Below are 18,522 nucleotides of genomic sequence, written 5' to 3'. Positions count from 1 at the left end.
GCGCGCTAGCGCCCACTGCGCCCTGCCGGTACAGGCCCGCGCACCCCCTGGCGCCCGAATCGATCTTGCAGAGAAAACCTCAATGCATGGTCGGAAACGGTGTTTTCGGGTTGTCCGACTTGTCTCCGCATTTTGGGGACCGGTTGTGTCGAGTCAGACAATTCGCCACAAACATACCGTTCGGCGCACCGATCGACCGCTCGGCCGACAGGCCCTGACCGCCCTCCTGACCAGCCGTCGTGATCATGAGATGCTCCGCCCGAGGACGTCGAACAGTCGATGGGCGGCCCGGCCGCCCCGGCCAGGAAGGGGTTGCGGCGATGCGTGCGAGACGGCGGACGATCTGGGCGGACAGAAGAAGTCGCAGCTGGCGGCTGTCCCTCTTAGCGGCGGCTGTGGTGCTGCTGGGTGGCGTCTCCGCCGCGCCCGGGGCGGCGGCCGGCGCCCCGCCGAAGGCGCAGGAATGCGAATTCAGTGTCCAGAAGGACGTCCCTGCCACTATGCGGGACGGGACGGTGTTGCGCAGCAACGTGTTCACGCCGAAAGGGGACGGCGGGTTCCCCGTCATCCTGATGCGGCTGCCCTACAACAAGGAGGGCGCCCTGAGCTTCGTCTACGGCGCCCCCGACCGTTACGCCAAGGCCTGCTACCTCGTCGTGGTGCAGGACGTCCGCGGCGAGTACAAGTCGGACGGCACCTTCTACCCGTACCGGACTGAGGCTGAGGACGGCTACGACACCATCGAGTGGTCCGCCGCTCTGCCGCACTCCAACGGCAAGGTCGGCATGTACGGGTTCTCCTATCCAGGGCTCACGCAGTGGCTGCCCGCCACCCTCACGCCTCCGCACCTGGTCACGATCGCCCCGGCGTTCACGTCCTCCGACATCTACGACGGATGGACCTACGAGGGCGGCGCGCTGTACCAGGCGTTCATCCAGGACTGGCTGCTGACCTTCCTCAACGGGGGCGTCATCAGCAAGCTCCCGGACGGCGCGAAGCTGCGGGCGGAGATGACCCAGGCGTCGCGGGACCTGCACACCAAGTGGTACCGGTACCAGCCGCTGAACAACTTCCCGCCGCTGTACCCGGAGGACCACCGCATCGCGCCGTACTACTTCGACTGGATCGAGCACCCGAGCGACGACGACTACTGGAAGCGCTGGAGCATCCGCACGAAGTATCCGCAGGTCAAGGTGCCGTCGCTGAATTTCGGCGGCTGGTCCGACATCTTCCTCAACGGGACGGTGGAGAACTTCGCCGGGATGCGCGCCCAGGGCGGGTCCGAGGTCGCCCGGCAGGGCACGCAGCTCCTCGTCGGGCCGTGGACGCACGGCGGCTCGGGCAGCAAGGTGGGCGACGTCGACTTCGGTCCGGAGGCGGTCGTCGCGGTGGGCGATCTGCACCTCCGCTGGTTCGACCACTGGCTGAAGGGGATCGACAACGGCGTGGACAAGGATCCGCCGGTGAAGGTCTTCGTGATGGGCGCCAACAAGTGGCGCACGGCTGACTCCTGGCCGATCCCCGGCACCGCCAACACCACGTACTACCTGCACAGCAAGGGCGACGCGAACACGGCGGCCGGCGGCGGCACGCTCGATACCACCGCGCCCGCGACGGACGAGAAGGCCGACCAGTACCAGTACGACCCGGCGAACCCGGTACCGAGCGTCGGCGGCCGTTTCCAGAGCTCGGTGCCCGGCGGCCCGCGGGACCAGCGGTCCGTCGAGCAGCGGCGGGACGTGCTGGTCTACAGCACCCCGCGGCTCACCAAGGACACCGAGGTCACCGGCCCGATCTCGGTCACGCTGTACGCCAGGTCCTCGGCGAGGGACACCGACTGGACGGCGAAGCTCACCGACGTCCAGCCGGACGGTACCTCGATGCTGGTCCGGGACGGCATCCAGCGCGCCCGGTACCGGGTCTCGCTGGAGAAGCCGGAGCTGATCACCCCCGGGGAGGTCTACAAGTACACGATCAAGCTGTGGCCGACCAGCAACATGTTCAAGGCGGGCCACCGCATCCGGCTGGCGATCTCCAGCAGCAACTTCCCGATGTACGACCGGAACCCGAACACGGGCGGGAAGTTCGGCGCCGACACGACCACGCAGCCCGCGTCGCAGGCCGTCCTGCACGACCCGGAGCACCAGTCGTCGATCACGCTGCCGATCATTCCGACGCCCGTCCGCTGACCCCGGCGTAACGGCTGACCCGCGCCCCTGCCGCGGGTCAGCCGGAGGCCGGGTAGACCTGCTCGAAGCGGGCGTTGCCGAACGTCCGTCCGGAAAAGTCGTTCTTGGGCCAGCCGCCCGGTCTGGACCTTGTGGGCGTTCTCGACGTTGGCGATGAACGGGATGATCCAGCCGCCGCGGTCGGTCCGGATCCGGTACATCCGCTCGGTGAGCCGCACCCGCTCGGCCTGGTCGCCGGTGGCCTGCGCCTTCTCGGAGATCGACCGCAGCTCACGGAGGCCGGCCTCGGGCGGGTGAGTCAGCGTGGCGATGTCGACCTGCCGGACCTTGATGGGCATCCCGATCTCGGCGGCGCCCTTCGCCAGCACCGTACACATGGGCATGGCCTCGGGCGAGACCGGGCCGATGACCAGCTCGACCGTGACGCCCTCCCTACCTGCCTCCTTGAGCAACTGGCGCGCTCGGGCGACGTCCTGCCTGCGCACCAGCGACTTGGGATAGCCGGGCGTGAACGGCTCGGGCAGGTCGTGCGACAACACGCCGTGCCCGGCCGTGCACGCCTGCTACCAATCGATCGCCAACCGCAACGCCTGCCGCACCTGCGGTGTACCCCTGCACCGGCCAACTGCCGGTCCTGATCGACCCCGGCTACCGGGGCGGGTCGGTCCCCGAACGAATCGGCGATCGACGAGGTCGGCTGCTGTCGAGGTCTGGTGGACCGGACGGCGCCGCCGGGAGCCGGGCAGGCCGCGCGGCCCGGCGCGGCGCATCAGCATTTCCACGGCTCCGTGTCCGACCTGGATGCCCGGGCCGAGAGTGAGTTCGGCGTGTACGCGCTGGCCGCTGTAGATGCCGCGGGACTCGCTGTGCGCCCGGCGGACCTGTTCGGTCAGCCAGGCGTGCCGGATCGCTCGCATCGGAGGTGGCCGCTTGTGCGACATGTGGAATTCGGATTCAGAGACGTCCAGCCTACGGGTGACGGCCAGTTCGGCGTGATCGAGTGATCCCCGGCGCCGGCAGGTCTGCGCTGAAGCGCCTGGGACCGCGAGCGGCCTCGGCCACGTCGATCTCCCGAGGCCGTCAGGCGATATCTGGTTTCGGGGATGGCACGGGCTAGTTACCTACTTAATTGGTAGATATAGTGCACTTGGTCGAGGTCGCGCTAGGAGGACGTGATGGCCCTGCCGGACTTCCTGGTGATCGGTGCTCCGAAGACGGGGACCACCGCGCTGCACGCGGCGCTGGCCGGTCACCCCGGGCTCCACCTGTCGGCGGTGAAGGAGCCCAAGTTCTTCCTGACCGGCGGCGCGCCCCCTCCGACCCGGGGAGGGCCGGGTGACGCGCAGACCTACCGGGAGCACGTCTGGCGCAGGGCGGAGTACGAGGCGCTGTTCGCGGATGCCCCGCCCGGCGCGCTGCGCGGGGAGTCCACCCCGTTCTACCTGTACGACCGGGCCGCCCAGCGGCGCATCCACGAGCTGATCCCCGAGGCCCGGCTGATCGCCGTTCTGCGCGATCCGGTGGAGCGGGCCCACTCCAACTGGACGCATCTGTGGTCGGCCGGGCTGGAGCCCATCGACGACGTCGTCCTCGCCTGCCGGGAGGAGGACCGGCGGATCGACGCGGGCTGGGCGGCCTTCTGGCACTACGTCCGGCTGGGCCGGTACGGCGAGCAGTTGGAGCACCTGTACGGGTTGTTCCCCCGCGAGCAGGTCCTGGTCTTCCGGTACCGCGAACTGCTGGAGCGGCCGGCGCCGACGCTGGACCGCATCTGTTCGTTCCTGAACGTCGAGCCGGGCATCCTCACCGAGGTCCCGCGGGAGAACGTCACCGTGCATCCCGGCCGCACGACGCGTCATCGCGTCCTTTCGCGGATGCTGCGGGCCGGTGTGGCGGCGGGCGCGGCCCTGCCCGGCGACCTGGCCACCCGGGTCGCCGCGCCGCTGGAACGCGCGCTCCAGCGCAACGGCCCGGCCCGGCGGCCGCTGACCTGGGAGCAGCGCGAGGCCCTCATCCCCCTGTTCGAGGCCGACGTCAAGCTGCTGGAGAAGGTCACCGGCGAGGACTTCGGCGACTGGCTGGAGCCGAAGGAGGCCTCCGGCGGGCGGGTGGGCGCGCGGCCGGACGGCCAGCGCCAAGCCCGCAACGGCCGTCCGCACGCGCGCTGAGACACGGGACCGGTCAGCGCAACTCGGTACGCAGCTCGTGCGCTCCGTCCGCACGAGTCACCTCGTAGAACAGACGGAGGCGACCGTCCTGAGTGGTGAGGGCGTCCAGGTAGCGGAACCCGCCGCCGTGGTGGGACGAGGACGCCCACGGGGCGGATCCGACGGCCGAGAGCGCGGCGGGGTCGTCGCCGAGGGCGAAGCCGGTGCGCTCCTCGAAGTTCTCGGCCGCGCTGGCCCGGCCGTCATAGGCCGCCACGATCCCGTCGGGCGCGAAGCGCACCGCACTGACCCGCACGCCCCGGGCGTCCCACTCGCCCGGCCGGGGGCTGAGAGCCGTCCCGTGCCAGATCCATTCCAGCCCGTCGGCGCTGGTGGCGTACTCGGTGGTCATCTGGTCGGCCTCGGCCGCGTCGGCCAGCGGATGGCATGAGGCCCACAGGTGCCAGCGGCCGCCGTGCCGGACGATCACCGGATCCTTCACGCCCGTCTTCTCGTCGCCGGGCAGGACGACCCGCCGGTCGCGGGCGCTGAACCGGTCCGGGGCGGCGGCCTGGAGCACCTCCACGCGCCAGTGCTTGGTTCCCGGCGTGGCGCAGCTCAGGTAGAGCCGCCACGTTCCCTCGGCGGTCCGGACGAGGGCGGGCCGCTCCAGGGATTCGGCCTCCATGGCGTCCTTGCCGATCGTGACCAGCGGCTCGAAGCGCTCGCCATCGGCGGAGCGGGCGACCACCACCGCGTAGCCGCGGCCCTTCCCGATGGGCCGCCGCAACCGGTACGCCAGGTAGATCCACCCCTCGCTCTCGACGGCGCTGGGCGCTCCAGCCCAGTACCCGTCGCCGTCACCCGGCGGTTCCACGGCGACGACCGAACGGTCCGGGCGCGGCAGCAGAGCGGCGACCCGCGGGTCAGTTTCCCCCAATTCCATATCGAAATAATAGGCATGCCCCGGGGGTCGAGGTCCAGGCATCCGGCGGGTCCAGGATGGCCGCGCGCCCGAGGCGGTCGATCCCGGAGGGCGCGACGGCCGGGGAGCAGGCCCAAGCCGAGCGACCCAATAACCTAGTCAACTGATCGGTTTTGTCCTATATTTTCGTGCTGATCCGATCGGCAAGGAGCGTGGACCCATGCGCCGCATCATCGCCGCCCTCACCGGGCTCTTCCTGCTGCTCGGATCGGGCGCGCTCACCGCGTGCGGGGGTGAGCGGGAGGCCGGGGCGTCCGGTGGGGCGCTGCGCGTCGGCTACCAGCGGTTCGGCGGGCTCAGCCTGCTCAAGGCGCGGAACGCGGCGCCGCCGGGGACGAAATGGTCGCTGTTCGAGAGCGGTCCGGCGCTCACCGAGGCGCTCAAGGCCGGATCGGTCGACATCGGCCAGGTCGGCGAGGCCCCGCCGATCTTCGCGGCGGCCGGGCGCGTCGACTTCAAGATCATCGGCACCTCGGCGCCCGTCCCCAGGGGCGAGGCGGTGCTGGTGAAGGAGAGCAGGGGGTTCCGGTCGTTCCGGGACCTCAAGGGCAGGACGATCGGGCTCAACAAGGGCTCCAACGTGCACTGGCTGCTGCTCCGGCTGCTGGAGTCCAACGGGATGACGGCCGAGGACGTCCAGATCCGGTACCTCAAACCGGCCGAGGGGCGGCCCGCGTTCGACAACGACCGGATCGACGCCTGGATCATCTGGGACCCGTACTTCGCGTTGGCCGAGCGGCCCGGGGTGAGAGTCCTCGCGGACGCGAGCGGGCTCGCCAACAACCGCGAGTACGTCCTGGTCTCGCCCGAGGCGCTGAAGGAGAAGGCCGAGCAGCTCACCGGGTTCCTGCAACAGTACCGGCGGGTGACCGACTGGGGGCGCGCCAACCCGGCGGACCGCGCGAGGGTCCTGGCCCCGGAGCTGAAGATCCCCGAGGACGCCACCCGGCGGGCGCTGGCCCGCAGCGCGCAGCCGCTCGCCCCCGTGGACGCCACCGTAGGCGCCGAGTTGCAGAGGATCGCGGACGGATTCGCCGGGCTGGACCTGATCCCCGGCAAGGTCGACATGAGGGCCCGGGTGGACGAGCGGTACTCGGGGATCTTCAGGTGAGCCTCCGGGTCCGGCGGCTGACCACGCCGATCATGCTGCTGGCGGTCTGGGAGGGGACGGCGCGCGCGGGCGTCCTGGCCCCGGACAAGCTGCCCCCGCCCAGTGCGGTGCTGGAGGCGGCGTGGCGGCTGTCCCGGGACGGCACGCTCGGGGCCTCGCTGCTCGACTCGCTGCAACGGGCCGTGCTCGGGCTGCTGATCGGCGGCACGGTCGCGCTGGTCCTCGGCGCGATCGCGGGGCTGGTGCGCGCCGGCGACGACCTGGTCGACCCGACCGTCCAGGCGGCCCGGATGCTGCCGCACCTCGGCCTGGTCCCGCTGCTGATCATTTGGCTGGGCATCGGGGAGTCGCTGAAGGTCACGCTGGTGGCGCTGGGCGCGTTCTTCCCGATCTACCTCAACACCTACGCCGGCATCCGCGACATCGACGAGCGGCTGGTCGAGGCCGCCCGCACCTGCGGGCTGACCTGGTCGGAACGCGTCCGGCACGTGGTGCTGCCCGGGGCGATGCCCTCGCTGTTCCTCGGGCTGCGGCTGGCGTTCTCCGCCGGGTGGCTGAGCCTGGTCGTCGGCGAGCAGGTCAACGGGCAGAGCGGGCTCGGCTTCATGATGATGGAGGCGCGCGAGTTCTCCCAGACCGAGGTCGTGGTGCTGGGCCTGCTGGTGTACGCGCTGCTCGGCCTGCTGTCGGACCTGGCCCTGCGGATGGGAGAGAGGAGGCTGCTGGCATGGCGACGCGGACTGCGAGCCGCCTAGTCGAGGCCGCCGGGGTGCGCCGCTCGTTCGGCGGCACGACCGTCCTGGACGGGGTCGACCTGGCCATCGACCGCGGCGAGGTGGTCGCGCTGCTCGGCGCCAGCGGCTCGGGCAAGAGCACGCTGCTGCGCATCCTGGCCGGGCTCGACGACGAGGCGTCCGGGACCGTGTCGGTGCCCGCCTCGCGTGCCGTGGTGTTCCAGGAGCACCGCCTCCTCCCGTGGAAGCGGGTGGCGGCGAACGTGGCTCTGGGCGTCCGCACCGGGGAGGCCGCGTCCCGCGCCGCCGCCGCGCTCGCCGAGGTCGGCCTGGCCGATCGCGGCGACGCCTGGCCCGCCGAGCTGTCCGGCGGCCAGTCCCAGCGGGTCGCGATCGCCCGCGCCCTGGTCCGCCGGCCCGAACTGCTCCTGCTGGACGAGCCGTTCGGCGCCCTGGACGCGCTCAACCGGCTGAAGATGCAGGCCCTCTTCACCCGCCTTCGCGCCGCCCACGGGTTCGCGGCGCTCCTGGTGACCCACGACGTCGATGAGGCGATCCTGCTCTCCGACCGCCTCCTGGTCCTGGACGGCGGCCGCATCGTCGAGGCGATCGGCGTCGACCTGGACCATCCCCGGGCCGTGGACGCCCCCGGCTTCGCCGCCCTGCGCCGCCGCCTCCTGACCCTCCTGCGCGTCCCGGCCACCCCGGACGACGCCCTCTCCTAGAGCGGCGCCTGTCCTTGAGGGGGTATCCGGGTCGGGCGGGAGGGGCGGACCGGCGTCCGCCCGGACGCCTCTCGACGGTCGCGGTCCAGGTCGCGTTCGTCCCCGTCTGGAGCAGCGGTTACGTCGCGGGGTCCATCGGCGCGCGCAGCAGCCACTCGCTCGCCCTGGTGGCCTGGCGCTTCCTGCTCGCCGCCCTCGTCCTCGGCTCGTTCGCCCTGGCCACCCGGGCACCGTGGCCGTCCGGCCGCCGCGTCTGGGGCCACCTCCTCGTCGCCGGGACGCTGCTGCAAACGGTGCAGCTCGGCGGTGTCTTCCTGGGGTTGGGACGCGGCGTCCCCGCCGGGACGTCCGCCCTGATCCTCAGTGCCTGCCCCCTCATCGTGGCCGCGATCGCGGTTCCGCTGTTCTCCGAACGGCTGACCCGGCGCCAGTGGGCGGGGCTCGGGCTCGGCCTGACCGGGGTGGCCCTCTCGGTGAGCGAGCGGCTGGCCGCCGGCGGCCGGCTCACCGGGTACGCGCTCACGGGCGTGGCGCTGGTCGGGCTGGCCGCCGGAACGCTCTACCAGAAACGGTTCGGCCACTCCGTCGATCTCCGCACCGGGACGACGATCCAGTTGATCGGCGCCGCCCTCACCTGCTTCCCCCTCGCGCTCGTCCACGGCGGGCTCGGCCTGCCGCTGACGGCCGAAGCCCTGGGCTCACTGGTGTGGCTGGCGACGGTCAACTCGATCGGCGCCCTCATCCTCCTGTTCGTCCTGCTCCGGCGCGGCTCGGGCGGGGTGGCGACGAGCCTGCTCTACCTGGTGCCGCCGGCGACCGCGCTGCTCGCCGTCCCGCTGCTCGGGCAGGGCCTCACCGCGAGCACCGTCGCGGGCATGGCGGTCGCCGGAGCCGGGGTGCTGCTGGTCGTGCGTCCCGCGTCGGCTAGTCGCGGGCGACCAGATCGGCCAGGTCCGGGAGGACGGCGTCGGCGACGGTGATCTTCCGGTCGATCAGGCCGTTGGCGTGCAGCAGGTCGGCGGCCCGCTGCTGCTCGGCGACGAAGTCGTCGCTGACCGGGAGCAGCCCGAACGGACGGCCGCGCAGCGCGTGCTCCCACGTGTCGAGGTCGCCGCCGTCGTCGGCGGCGAACAGCGCGGCCGCCTCGCGGGGGTTGGCGCGGATCCAGGCGTCCGACTCCTGCAACGCCCCGACGATGGCCGCGAGCGTGTCGCGGTGCCGGACGGCGAAGTCGCGCCGCGTGAACCACAGCGAGCGGTGGCTGAACAGCCCCTCGGTCTCGATCAGCGTCCGCGGCTGCGTCTCGCTCTCCAGCGCGGCGAGCGCGGGGTAGCTGCCGGTCCAGGCGTCGACCTTGCCGTCCAGGAGCAGTTGCGCGCCCTCGTTCCCCGCGTCGACCGGTTCGATGTCGCGCCAGGTCAGCCCGGCCTGGTCGAGCGCGAGCAGCAGCAGCGTCGTCTGCCAGGAGCCGTGGCCGAGGGCGACCCGCTTCCCCGCCAGGTCGGCCGGGGAGTCGATGCCGGAGCCGGGCAGGGAGACCAGCCGCCCGTTGTCCACCCGCGGCCCGGAGATCGCCACGTAGACGATGTCGTGGCCGCGGGCCTGCGCGGTGACCGGCGGCGTGGAGCCCGTGCCGATGAAGTCGTAGCCGCCGTCGAACAGGTGGTCGCCGTGCACGGAGGGCAGGCCCTCCGTGGGCGCGGGACGGTCGCCCGCGGGAAGCGACCGCAGGTCCACCCACTCCACGTCCGGCAGCGAGCGCTCCAGTATCCCCCGGTGCCGCAGCACCCAGAGCGAGTTGTTGTGGGGGAAGTAGCCGACGCGGGTCATCGGGTGGATCCTTTCGCTTCGAGGGTTTCGAGAGAGGGGACGGACGTGCCGGGCGCGCCGTCCGGCCGGCGGCCGCGCAGCAGGGGCAGGACGTTCTCGCCGACGCGGCGCGCCTCCTCCAGGTGCGGCACGCCGGCGAGGACGAACGCGTCCACGCCGAGCGCGATCAGCTCGTCGAGCCGGGCGGCGACCTGCGCGTAGCTGCCGACCAGCCCGAACGCGGGACCGCCGCGCAGCAGGTGGAACCCGCCCCACACGTTGGGGCTCGCCTCCAGCTCGCGGGGCTCGCGCACCGGCCAGTCGATGAACTGCGAGCTGCGCAGCCAGCCGACCGAGTCGCCGGTGGACTCGGGGCCCCGCAGCTGCTCGGGGTCGACGTGCCGCCAGCCGCGGCGAATCTCCGCCCACGCCTCGTCCTCGGTCTCGCGGGCCAGCACGTCGATGCGCACCGCGAACCGGGGCGACCGGCCGATCGCGGCGCTGTGCTCGCGGACCTGGTCGAACTTGGCGGCCAGCGCGGGGAACGGCTCCAGCCACGACAGGTAGTAGTCGGCGTGCCGCCCGGCGGCCTCGATCGCCGCCTTGGACGACCCGGAGAAGTAGATCTCGGGGAAGGGCTGCCCGGCGAGGCGCTCGGGCAGGCCCGCGCCCTCGACCCGGTAGAAGCGGCCGCGGTGGGTGACCGGGCCGCCGTCCCACACGGCCTTGAGGACGTCGAGGAACTCCGAGGTCCGGGCGTACCGGTCGTCGTGGCCGACCTTGTCGCCCCACCACAGCTGGGCGGGGCCGCCGCCGCCGGAGATGATGTTGTAGACGACGCGTCCGCCGGTGGCGCGCTGGAGGCTCGCCGACATCCGCGCCGCCTGCACCGGGTGCAGGAAACCGGGCTGGAAGGCGATCATGAAGCGGTAGGTGGTGGTCTCGCGCGCCAGGCTCGCGGCCGCCGCCCAGGGGTCGTCGGTGAAGGGGAACGAGGGCAGCAGCCCGCCGACGAACCCCGACAGTTCGGTGGAGCGCGCGACGTCGGCCATGTGGTCCAGATGGCTGTACCCGTCCGGCCTGCCCTCGCGGAGGCCCGGGGTGATGCTGCCGGGCACGCCCGGCGACCAGTCGCCGCGGGTCACCAGGCGGCGGCGCAGCGACGGCTGGTCGCCGTGCGTCCCGATGCGCCAGTAGATGTCAATCGACATGGGCGTGCTCCCGAACGAAGAGGGGCAGCAGCTGCTCCCCGAGCCGGTAGATCTCTGCGACGTCCGGCGGCGGCTCCAGGACGAACGTGCTCACGCCCCGGTCGGCATAGCCGCGCAACTCCGCCGCGACCTGCTCGAACGACCCGGTGAGGGCGTGCTCGGGGACGGCCCGGACGCCGCGCGCCTCGTCCTCGTCCTCGCGCGCCGCCACGGTCAGCCGCAGACCGGAGGCGACGCTCCGGCCGTGCTCGGCGGCGCGCTCGCCCAGGTCGGCGATGAGCGCGTCGAGGTCGTCGGACGCGTCGAAGACGTGGACGTCGGCGTGCTTCGCGGACAGCTCCAAGGCGTCGGCGGAGAGGCCGGACAGGTGGACGGCCGGGAAGCGCCGTCCGGCCAGCGGCCCCTGGAATCCCCCGGCGAGGACCTGGAAGAACCTGCCCTCGTAGGTGAAGTCCTCCTGCGCCCACACGCCCTTGGCGATGGTGAGGAACTCGTCGGCGCGGGCGTACCGGTCCGGGCCCTCCAGGAAGTCGCCGTGCGCCCGCGCCGCCGCCGGTGGGAGGTCGACGACCGGCCACCAGCCGAACCGGTCTCCGGTGAACCGTTGCAGCGACGCCGACAGCTTGGCCGCGTACACCGGGGTCCCGATGCCCGGGTGGAGGCCCGCGACGCCGTGGATCCAGCGGTTGCGGCGCAGCAGTCCCGCGACCACCACCAGCGACTCCTCCGCGTCGGGCGCGAAGGGGGCGACGACCCCGTCGAAGCCGACGACCTCGGCGGCGCGCCCCACCTCGCCGATCGCGTCGAAGGCCCCGTACCGGCCCTGGCGGGTGTCGGTGACGAACTCCGGCAGCGGCGCCGGGACCGCGTCCGGCCCGGCCGTCGGCAGCGTGACCAGGAACCTCGCTGGCGGGGTCATGCCGCCGTCCTCTCGGTGACCTCGCGCAGCGGCTCGTGCGCCGCCCACGACGCGACGTCCACGTCGGCGGCGAGGAAGCCGTGGATGAGCAGGAAGTCCTTCTGCTTCACGAGCAGGTCGAGCCGTTCCTGCGAGAGGTCGGGACGCAGCGTGCGGTGGAACCCGTCGCGGTAGGCGGTGCGCACGCCGGACGCGCCCGACCGGGTCTCCCCGGCGAGGATGCCCCGCACACCGTCCAGGTCGGCGGCCGCCCAGTCGGCCGCGCGCAGCGTGGCGGCGAGGAACGCGGTCACCAGCTCGGGCCGCTCGTCCAGCAGCCGCTCGTGCACGGTGATCGGCCGCGGCGTGCCGTTGTTGACGCGGGTCGCCGGATCGGGGTGGGCGTCCAGGTCGACGCCGACGGCGAGGTCGAGGGCGGCGGCCTGCTCGGCGGCGCGGGCGCCCTTGACGTAGACGGCGTCCACCTCGCCGCGGGCGAGTTCGTCCAGGCCGGGCCACGCGATGCGTCCGCCGCGCGCGTCACGTCCCACCGAGGGCGACAGGTCGGCGTCGACCTCGACGAACGTGACGTCGTCCAGAGTGAGGCCGCCCTGGGTGAGCGCGCCCTTGATGCCGTGCAGCGCCATCGCGCGCGGGAAGCTCTGCGCCCTGGTCCGGGCCCAGCCGGGCAGCGCCACGCGGGCGCCGCGCAGGTCCTCCGGGCCTTCGATGCCCGAGCCGGGACGGACGAGGACCGACTGCCACTCCTCGATCCACGTCAGCCCGATCAGCCTGGTCGGCGCGCCCTCGCTGCGGGCGGCCAGCGCGGGGACGTTGCCGCCCTCGCGGAACAGCCCGGGCAGGTCGTGGTCGAAATGGTGGCGGGCGAGCTCGGGTTCGGCGTCCTGAAGGACGCCCACCTCCAGCCCGAACGGCGCGAACGCCTCGGCCAGCCCGCCGCGCCTGTGCGCGAGGCCGCTGGCGGTCGGAACCGGGCAGCGGGTGAACCAGATCTTGTCGACACCACTGCTGTGCGGACTGCTCACGCGATCACTCCTCGGTCGGACGTCAGGCCGGATCGGCCGGACGGCGGGGTCACTTCGCCGGACGGCGGGGTCACCCGGTCGGGCGGCGACAGGACGCCCAGGCGGGTCAGCAGCTCACGGCGGTGCTCCAGCACCGCCGGGTCGGACGCGGTCGACGACGCGCCGCGGGGGCGGGGCAGGTCGATGGCACGGTCCACGACGAAGGCGCCGGCGTCCAGCACCGCGACCCGGTCGGCCAGCCGCACCGCCTCGTCCACGTCGTGCGTGACGAGCACGACCGCGGGACGGTGCCGCGCGCACAGCTCGGCCACCAGGTCCTGGGCCTGGAGCCGGGTCAGCGCGTCGAGGGCGGCGAACGGCTCGTCCAGCAGCAGCACCTGCGGGTCGCGCACCAGTGCGCGGGCCAGCGCCACCCGCTGCGCCTCCCCGCCCGACAGAGTGGCCGGCCAGGCGCGCTCGCGCCCGCCCAGCCCGACCTCGGTGAGCATGCGGCTGCCCTTGTCCCGCGCCGAACGCGGCAGCCCGAGCGTGACGTTGGCCAGCACGCGTCTGGCCACCACCAGCCGCGGCTCCTGGTAGACGGTGGTGACGCGCGGCGCGGTCAGCACCGTCCCCGCGTCGGGCCGCTCCAGGCCGGCGAGCATGCGCAGCAGCGTCGTCTTCCCGGTGCCGCTCGGGCCGAGCAGCGCGAAGAACTCGCCGCGCCTGACCTCCAGGTCGATCCCGTCCAGGACGGTCTTGGTACCGAACGTCTTGCGCAGGCCCCGGACCCGCACCGCCACCTCGTCCCCGTCGCGGGTCATCGGGCCGTCACCTGCCCGCGCCACGGCGTGGCGAGCCGTTCCAGGCCCCTGATCGCCAGGTCGATGAGCAGCCCGAGCAGCGCGTAGATCAGGATGCACAGCACCATGTAGTCGTTGCGGTAGTACTGCTGGGCGAGCGTCACCAGGTAGCCGATGCCCTCGGTCGCGCCGAGCTGCTCGGCGGCGATCAGCCCGGTCAGCGACACCGACAGGCTGATCCGCAGGGCCATCAGCACACTGGGCAGCGCGGACGGGAGCACCACCGACAGCGCCAGCCGGGCGCCGCGGAGCCCGAACCCGCGCGCGGCCTCCACCACCTTGCGGTCGACGCCGCGCACGCCCAGGTAGACGTAGGCGTACATCGGCGCGAACGCCGCGACCGCGATGAGCGCGACCTTGAACGTCTCGCCGACGCCGAACCAGGAGATGAACAGCGGCACCAGCGCCAGGAACGGCACCGCCCGCTTCATCTGGAGGGTCAGGTCGATGAGTTCCTCGCCGAGCGCGGACAGCCCGGCGGCCGCGCCGAGCACCAGCCCCGCGCCGCAGCCGACCAGGACGCCGAGGGCCACCCGGCGCGCCGAGGCGAGCACGTAGTCGGCGAGCTGCCCGGTTGAGGCCAGCTCTCTCAGCGCGGACAGCACCGCTCCCGGCCCGGCCAGGACGTCCGGCGAGATGCGGCCGCTGCTCGCCCCCCACCACCAGGCGACCAGCAGCGCCAGCGGCACTGCCACCCGCAGGGCCAGCGAGACCGCCGGGCGCCGCCGGCGCTGCCCCAGCCACGGCGGCGGACGCAGCTCGTCGACGGGTCCCTCCACCGGCCGCCGCCGCACGGTCGCGGCGTCGGGCGCGATCTCGGCGGTCATCGGGCGGCCCCCAGCTTGAACAGGACGTCCTCGGGCCGGATCGCGTTCGGCAGCACGCCCTGCTCCTGGAACAGGCCGGCCACCGCGGCGACATGCCCGCCGTCGGCGTCGGTGACCGCGCGCGGCACGGACTGGTAGCGGGCCTTGGCGATCGCGTCGTCCAGCCGCGCGCCGGACAGGGCGGTCGGGCCCTTGTCGAGGAACACGTTCTGGAACCTGCGCGGGTCGCGCTTCTCCTGTTCGGTCAGCTCGCGGACCACGTCCAGGAAGACCTGGACGGCGCGCGGGTTGGCCTGGAGCACCTCGGTCCGGGCGGCGAAGATGGTGAGGTCCCGGTCGGGCAGGTCGCGGCCGTGCAGCAGGACCCGCGCGCCCTTGGCGACGACCTCGGGATAGGCGTCGACGATCGCCCACCAGGCGTCCACCTTGCCGGTCGCGAACGCCGACGCGCCCTGCGCCGGGTTCAGGTGGACGCGCTGGACCTGCGACGCCGGGATTCCGGCCTGCTTGAGCGCGAGCAGCAGCAGGTACTCGCCGCGTCCGGCCTTGTTGACGGCGACGCGCTTGCCGACGAGGTCGCGCACCGTCCTGACCGGGCTGCCGGCCTTGACGACCAGGCCGTCCTCGTAGGGTGCGGCCTTGTCGGTGACACGGTCGGCGGCGGCGAAGATGCGCAGGTCGCGACCGTTGGCGAGGTAGCCCACGGCCGGTGAGATCGCGCCCTCCAGGACGTTCACGGACCTGGACCGCACCGCGTCGATCGTCGCCGTGAACGAGGCGTACGAACCGCCCCACTGCACCCGCGCGCCGACGGCTTCGAGCCGCTTCTCCAGGATCTTCTCGCGCTTGGCGTAGGCGAGCACACCCGCGTTGCCCGGGTCGCTCAGCCTGATCACCGAGCCGGGCCCGGAGCCGCCGCCGGCCGTGGCCGACCCGCCGCAGGCGGTGGCCAGGCCCAGCAGCAGGGCGATGACGGCGCAGACCAGCGGTGACCGGCGGCGTGGGACTTTCGCCCGGGAGGCGTGCGGAACAGAACTCGACATGGCTGACTGGCCCTTCGCGAAACGAGCAAGACGACGGCCGCCGCGTCCGGGCAGGACACGACGACGGTTCTCGCAGGAGGGGGACTCGGGGAGGAGGAGGGGAGGGCAGATCCGGATCAGCGACAGAGAGTGCTGTCCAGCCGCATGTGGTCAACCACACGCCGGACGGTCAGTGCGTGCGCCATATTCCTATATTTATGGTAGGAAAAATATATGTCAAGCCCGTATTCGCAGATCAGCCCGACCGCTGACCCCGGCACAGCGGGCGGTCGCTGGTCCGCTCCCCCGCGCTTCTGCATCATCGGAGGCATGACGAGTGATGCCCTGGCGGCGCTGGAGTCGATGACCGAGCAGCAGGCGGGCCGCTGGCGCGACGTCCTGGACCGGGTGGCCGGGATGCTGCCGGACGGCACGGTGTGCGTGCTGGTCGAGGGCGGCGGGCACGCCGGCGCGGTCGCCGCGCGGCTGGCCGATCACCTGACCGCCGCCGGGCGCCGCTGCGTCCGGCCGCGTGACGGCGACCCTGAGATCACGCGGGAGCCGGGCGCGGTCGCGATCGGGGCGGGCACCGGGGAGCGCGCCCGGCCGCCGGGCGAGTGGGACGTGGTGATCCGGCTGCGCACCCGCCATGCCCCGGAAGCTGACACCGAGCAGGTCGCGGACATCGTGATCGACCTGAACGACACCCGCTGGCCGGTGATCCGCCGCGTCGTCCCGCGGCTGGCCGGGCACGACGACTGGTACGTCGCCGAGAGCCGGGCGTTCTTCGCGCCCCGCGCCGCGACCTGGGACGCCAGGTTCGGTGACGACATGCCCGCCTACGCCGCCGCGGTCGGTGAGGCCGCCGTCCCGCCCGGCGCGACCGTCCTGGACGCCGGATGCGGCACCGGCCGTGCGCTGCCCGCACTGCGCGCCGCCGTCGGCCCGACCGGGCGGGTGTTCGGCGTGGACGTCACCCCGGAGATGCTCGCCGTCGCCAGGACGACCGGCCGCGCGCACCGCGCCACCCTGCTCGTCGCCGACGCCCGCCGCCTCCCCTTCACCGGCACCCGGTTCGACGCGGTCTTCGCCGCCGGGCTGGTGCAGCACCTGCCCGACCCCGCAGCCGGGCTGGCCGAGCTGGCACGCGTCACCCGGCCCGGCGGCGAACTGATCGTCTTCCATCCCTCGGGACGGGCCGCGCTCGCCGCCCGCCACGGCCGCACCCCGCGCCCCGACGAACCACTCGCCGAGACCCGGCTGGTGCGACTGCTGGCCTCCACGGGGTGGCACCTGAAGCGCTACGACGACGCCGACCACCGCTTCTTCGCCTTGGCCGTGCGCCGCTGACCGCGCCGGGCGCCCGGGAACGACGAGGACCGGCCCGCATGGTCCGAGGTGAACAGGTCGGTCAGGAAGGGGCCGTCAGCCGGCGCTGCCGTACGTGAGCGTGAACGTGTCCCCCTCGTGCATGGAGAACAGCTCCGCCGCGCTGCCGAGGTTGACCGCCAGCGCGAGCCGGTCGGCCGAGTCGATGTGCGCCAGCGACTCACCCTCGCCGACGCTACAGAAGGTCTCGACATAGGGGACCACGGCCGTGGTGTCGCCGGCGGTGAGGACGAACTCGGTCCCGAGCGCGACGCCCGCCTCCTTGAGGAGACCGATGTCGAGCGTCGTCTGCAAATTGCCGAAGCGGTCCTCGATCACGACCTGGCCGTACAGGGTGTCGTCCGCGAGGCGGCGCACCTGTTCGGGGAGGCGGACGAGTTCGGAGACGTCGACGGGAGGCCCGAGCTCGGCGGGTGCGACGCCGCTGGCCAGGTGCGCCGCCACCGGCGAGAAGATGTCGCGGCCGTGGAACGAGTGGGAGACATTGTCCAGGTGGAACCGGGGGTCGCTGAGCTCGTACGCCGCGTCGACACCGCCCAGGACGTCGGCGGCGGGCAGGAGCAGGCCGTTGTCGGGGCCGACGAACACGTTCTCCCCCACCACGAGCGCCACGGCCTTGCGCGACCCGCCGACACCGGGGTCGACCACGGTCAGGTGCACCCCGGTCGGCAGGAATGCGATCGCCTGCTGGAAGACCTCTGCGCCGTGCGCGATGTTCCCGCGCGGTACGAAATGGGTCACGTCGAGGACCCGCGCCTCGGGCGCGATGCCGGCCATCACCCCGTGGCACACGCCGACGAACTTGTTCGCCAGGCCGTAGTCGGTGAGAAAGGTGATCCACTTGCTGCCGCTCATGGCACGGTTTCCTAACGTAGAGACTTGAGGTTCCCCGATACAGAGGTAATCGCCTTTTTGGGCCCGTGCAAGGCCAGCCCCAGATAACCGATCGGCTCGGTGGAGAGCCGCTTCTCATATTCGTCGTAGGTGCGGCTGTTGCGCGCCGCCTCGTTGAAGTCGATGACGACGATGCCCAGCTTGAGCGCCTTGAGCCGGAGCGGGGCCAGTTCCCCGCTCGGCGCGGCGAGCACGGGCAGTGGGACGGTGCCGATCCCCGGATGCCGGCCGCCCTCGTGGTCCTCCAGGTCGGGACCGGCGGGGATCAGGCCATGGGCGCCCAAAGCCACGCCGAGGACGGCGGTCGTGTTGGCGGCGAGCCAGCGCGGGAGCTCCTCGGCCACCACGAGCGCACAGCGCACCTGTGTCCCGCCGGCCGCGGCACCGCCGGCTGTAGCGTTCCTTCCTTGGCCGGCGCGGTCGTGGCCGTCGCGCGGGGACGCGGCGTCCGGTCGGCGGTCCTCCCCTGGACGGTCGTCGGACATCGGGCTCTCCTCATGCGCGAGTCGTGCGGGGGGATCACCGGAGCCGGGCGGTCACATGCGCACAGCGGCACGGACGACCGCGCTGGCACGGACGCGGGCTGGACCATCGAGACCATAACACCGGGATCGATCCGTACGGCCACAGCCGCACCGTTCAGGACCCACCAAACCGGCAATCTCCGCACTGAATTCGCGGCAACCCATTGAT

At 72.7% G+C, this 18,522-nt stretch carries 17 protein-coding genes; 7 read left to right on the top strand and 10 right to left on the bottom strand.

Translation table 11 applies throughout. The features are described 5' to 3' along the window. Window positions 1–500 precede the first annotated feature (500 nt). Complete coding sequence (locus tag K2F47_RS23820) at window positions 501–2,189, top strand: CocE/NonD family hydrolase (protein WP_242907219.1); 1,689 nt, start codon at window positions 501–503, stop codon at window positions 2,187–2,189. 1,175 nt (window positions 2,190–3,364) lie between these two features. Beyond that, window positions 3,365–4,357: a sulfotransferase family protein gene (locus tag K2F47_RS23815; protein WP_242907218.1), complete on the top strand. Its 993-nt coding sequence runs from the start codon at window positions 3,365–3,367 to the stop codon at window positions 4,355–4,357. 13 nt (window positions 4,358–4,370) lie between these two features. Here K2F47_RS23815 and K2F47_RS23810 read toward each other — a convergent pair whose 3' ends face one another. Further along, on the bottom strand, window positions 4,371–5,282 hold the full coding sequence (locus tag K2F47_RS23810; RefSeq protein ID WP_242907217.1) for a hypothetical protein: 912 nt from the start codon (window positions 5,280–5,282) through the stop codon (window positions 4,371–4,373). A 199-nt stretch (window positions 5,283–5,481) separates the two neighbouring features. Between K2F47_RS23810 and K2F47_RS23805 the strand changes: the two genes are divergently transcribed. From K2F47_RS23805 to K2F47_RS23790, 4 genes are read left to right on the top strand one after another with little or no spacing between them, the layout of a single operon-like run. After that, complete coding sequence (locus tag K2F47_RS23805) at window positions 5,482–6,432, top strand: aliphatic sulfonate ABC transporter substrate-binding protein (protein WP_242907216.1); 951 nt, start codon at window positions 5,482–5,484, stop codon at window positions 6,430–6,432. Beyond that, entirely contained in the window at window positions 6,429–7,187 is a 759-nt protein-coding gene (locus K2F47_RS23800; RefSeq protein WP_242907215.1) for an ABC transporter permease, read from the top strand. The genes K2F47_RS23805 and K2F47_RS23800 overlap by 4 nt, the downstream gene beginning before the upstream one ends. Further along, on the top strand, window positions 7,160–7,891 hold the full coding sequence (locus K2F47_RS23795) for an ABC transporter ATP-binding protein (protein WP_242907214.1): 732 nt from the start codon (window positions 7,160–7,162) through the stop codon (window positions 7,889–7,891). The genes K2F47_RS23800 and K2F47_RS23795 overlap by 28 nt, the downstream gene beginning before the upstream one ends. Window positions 7,892–7,905: 14 nt before the next feature. Continuing rightward, on the top strand, window positions 7,906–8,871 hold the full coding sequence (locus K2F47_RS23790; protein WP_242907213.1) for a DMT family transporter: 966 nt from the start codon (window positions 7,906–7,908) through the stop codon (window positions 8,869–8,871). Here K2F47_RS23790 and K2F47_RS23785 read toward each other — a convergent pair. The 7 genes from K2F47_RS23785 to K2F47_RS23755 are packed head-to-tail and all read right to left on the bottom strand — an operon-like array spanning window position 8,816 to window position 15,567. Next, the gene (locus K2F47_RS23785; protein WP_242907212.1) at window positions 8,816–9,721 is read right to left on the bottom strand and encodes an ABC transporter substrate-binding protein; all 906 of its coding nucleotides are present in this window, start codon (window positions 9,719–9,721) and stop codon (window positions 8,816–8,818) included. The two genes, K2F47_RS23790 and K2F47_RS23785, sit on opposite strands and share 56 nt — an antisense overlap. Then, the gene (locus K2F47_RS23780; RefSeq protein ID WP_242907211.1) at window positions 9,718–10,911 is read right to left on the bottom strand and encodes an LLM class flavin-dependent oxidoreductase; all 1,194 of its coding nucleotides are present in this window, start codon (window positions 10,909–10,911) and stop codon (window positions 9,718–9,720) included. The genes K2F47_RS23785 and K2F47_RS23780 overlap by 4 nt, the downstream gene beginning before the upstream one ends. Beyond that, window positions 10,901–11,830, bottom strand: a complete 930-nt coding sequence (locus K2F47_RS23775; protein WP_242907210.1) for an LLM class flavin-dependent oxidoreductase — start codon at window positions 11,828–11,830, stop codon at window positions 10,901–10,903. Before K2F47_RS23775 ends, K2F47_RS23780 begins: the two co-directional genes overlap by 11 nt. After that, window positions 11,827–12,855 (bottom strand): ABC transporter substrate-binding protein, encoded by a 1,029-nt coding sequence (locus K2F47_RS23770; RefSeq protein ID WP_242907209.1) that lies wholly within the window; start codon window positions 12,853–12,855, stop codon window positions 11,827–11,829. Before K2F47_RS23770 ends, K2F47_RS23775 begins: the two co-directional genes overlap by 4 nt. Continuing rightward, on the bottom strand, window positions 12,852–13,658 hold the full coding sequence (locus tag K2F47_RS23765) for an ABC transporter ATP-binding protein (protein WP_242907208.1): 807 nt from the start codon (window positions 13,656–13,658) through the stop codon (window positions 12,852–12,854). The genes K2F47_RS23770 and K2F47_RS23765 overlap by 4 nt, the downstream gene beginning before the upstream one ends. Then, complete coding sequence (locus K2F47_RS23760) at window positions 13,655–14,524, bottom strand: ABC transporter permease (protein ID WP_242907207.1); 870 nt, start codon at window positions 14,522–14,524, stop codon at window positions 13,655–13,657. The genes K2F47_RS23765 and K2F47_RS23760 overlap by 4 nt, the downstream gene beginning before the upstream one ends. Beyond that, window positions 14,521–15,567, bottom strand: coding sequence for an NrtA/SsuA/CpmA family ABC transporter substrate-binding protein (locus K2F47_RS23755; RefSeq protein ID WP_242907206.1), 1,047 nt, complete (start codon window positions 15,565–15,567; stop codon window positions 14,521–14,523). Before K2F47_RS23755 ends, K2F47_RS23760 begins: the two co-directional genes overlap by 4 nt. Window positions 15,568–15,876: 309 nt before the next feature. On the opposite strand from K2F47_RS23755, the gene K2F47_RS23750 reads away from it, so the two are divergent. Continuing rightward, a complete protein-coding gene (locus K2F47_RS23750) occupies window positions 15,877–16,896 on the top strand; it encodes a class I SAM-dependent methyltransferase (protein WP_242907205.1) in 1,020 nt (339 codons plus the stop codon). Between the two features lie 75 nt (window positions 16,897–16,971). On the opposite strand, the gene K2F47_RS23745 is transcribed toward K2F47_RS23750, so the two are convergent. Together K2F47_RS23745 and K2F47_RS23740 are read right to left on the bottom strand one after the other, a co-directional pair. After that, on the bottom strand, window positions 16,972–17,790 hold the full coding sequence (locus tag K2F47_RS23745) for an SAM hydrolase/SAM-dependent halogenase family protein (protein ID WP_242907204.1): 819 nt from the start codon (window positions 17,788–17,790) through the stop codon (window positions 16,972–16,974). An 11-nt stretch (window positions 17,791–17,801) separates the two neighbouring features. Then, window positions 17,802–18,314 carry a DUF2000 domain-containing protein gene (locus tag K2F47_RS23740; protein WP_242907203.1) on the bottom strand — a complete coding sequence of 171 codons (513 nt, stop codon included), beginning with the start codon at window positions 18,312–18,314 and terminating at the stop codon, window positions 17,802–17,804. Between the last annotated feature and the right edge of the window lie 208 nt (window positions 18,315–18,522).

The sequence above is a fragment of the Actinomadura terrae genome (genome assembly GCF_022751215.1).
Lineage (GTDB): Bacteria > Actinomycetota > Actinomycetes > Streptosporangiales > Streptosporangiaceae > Spirillospora > Spirillospora terrae.
The sequence above is the reverse complement of the archived record's forward strand: the minus strand, read 5'-3'. Positions and strand labels throughout refer to the sequence as shown.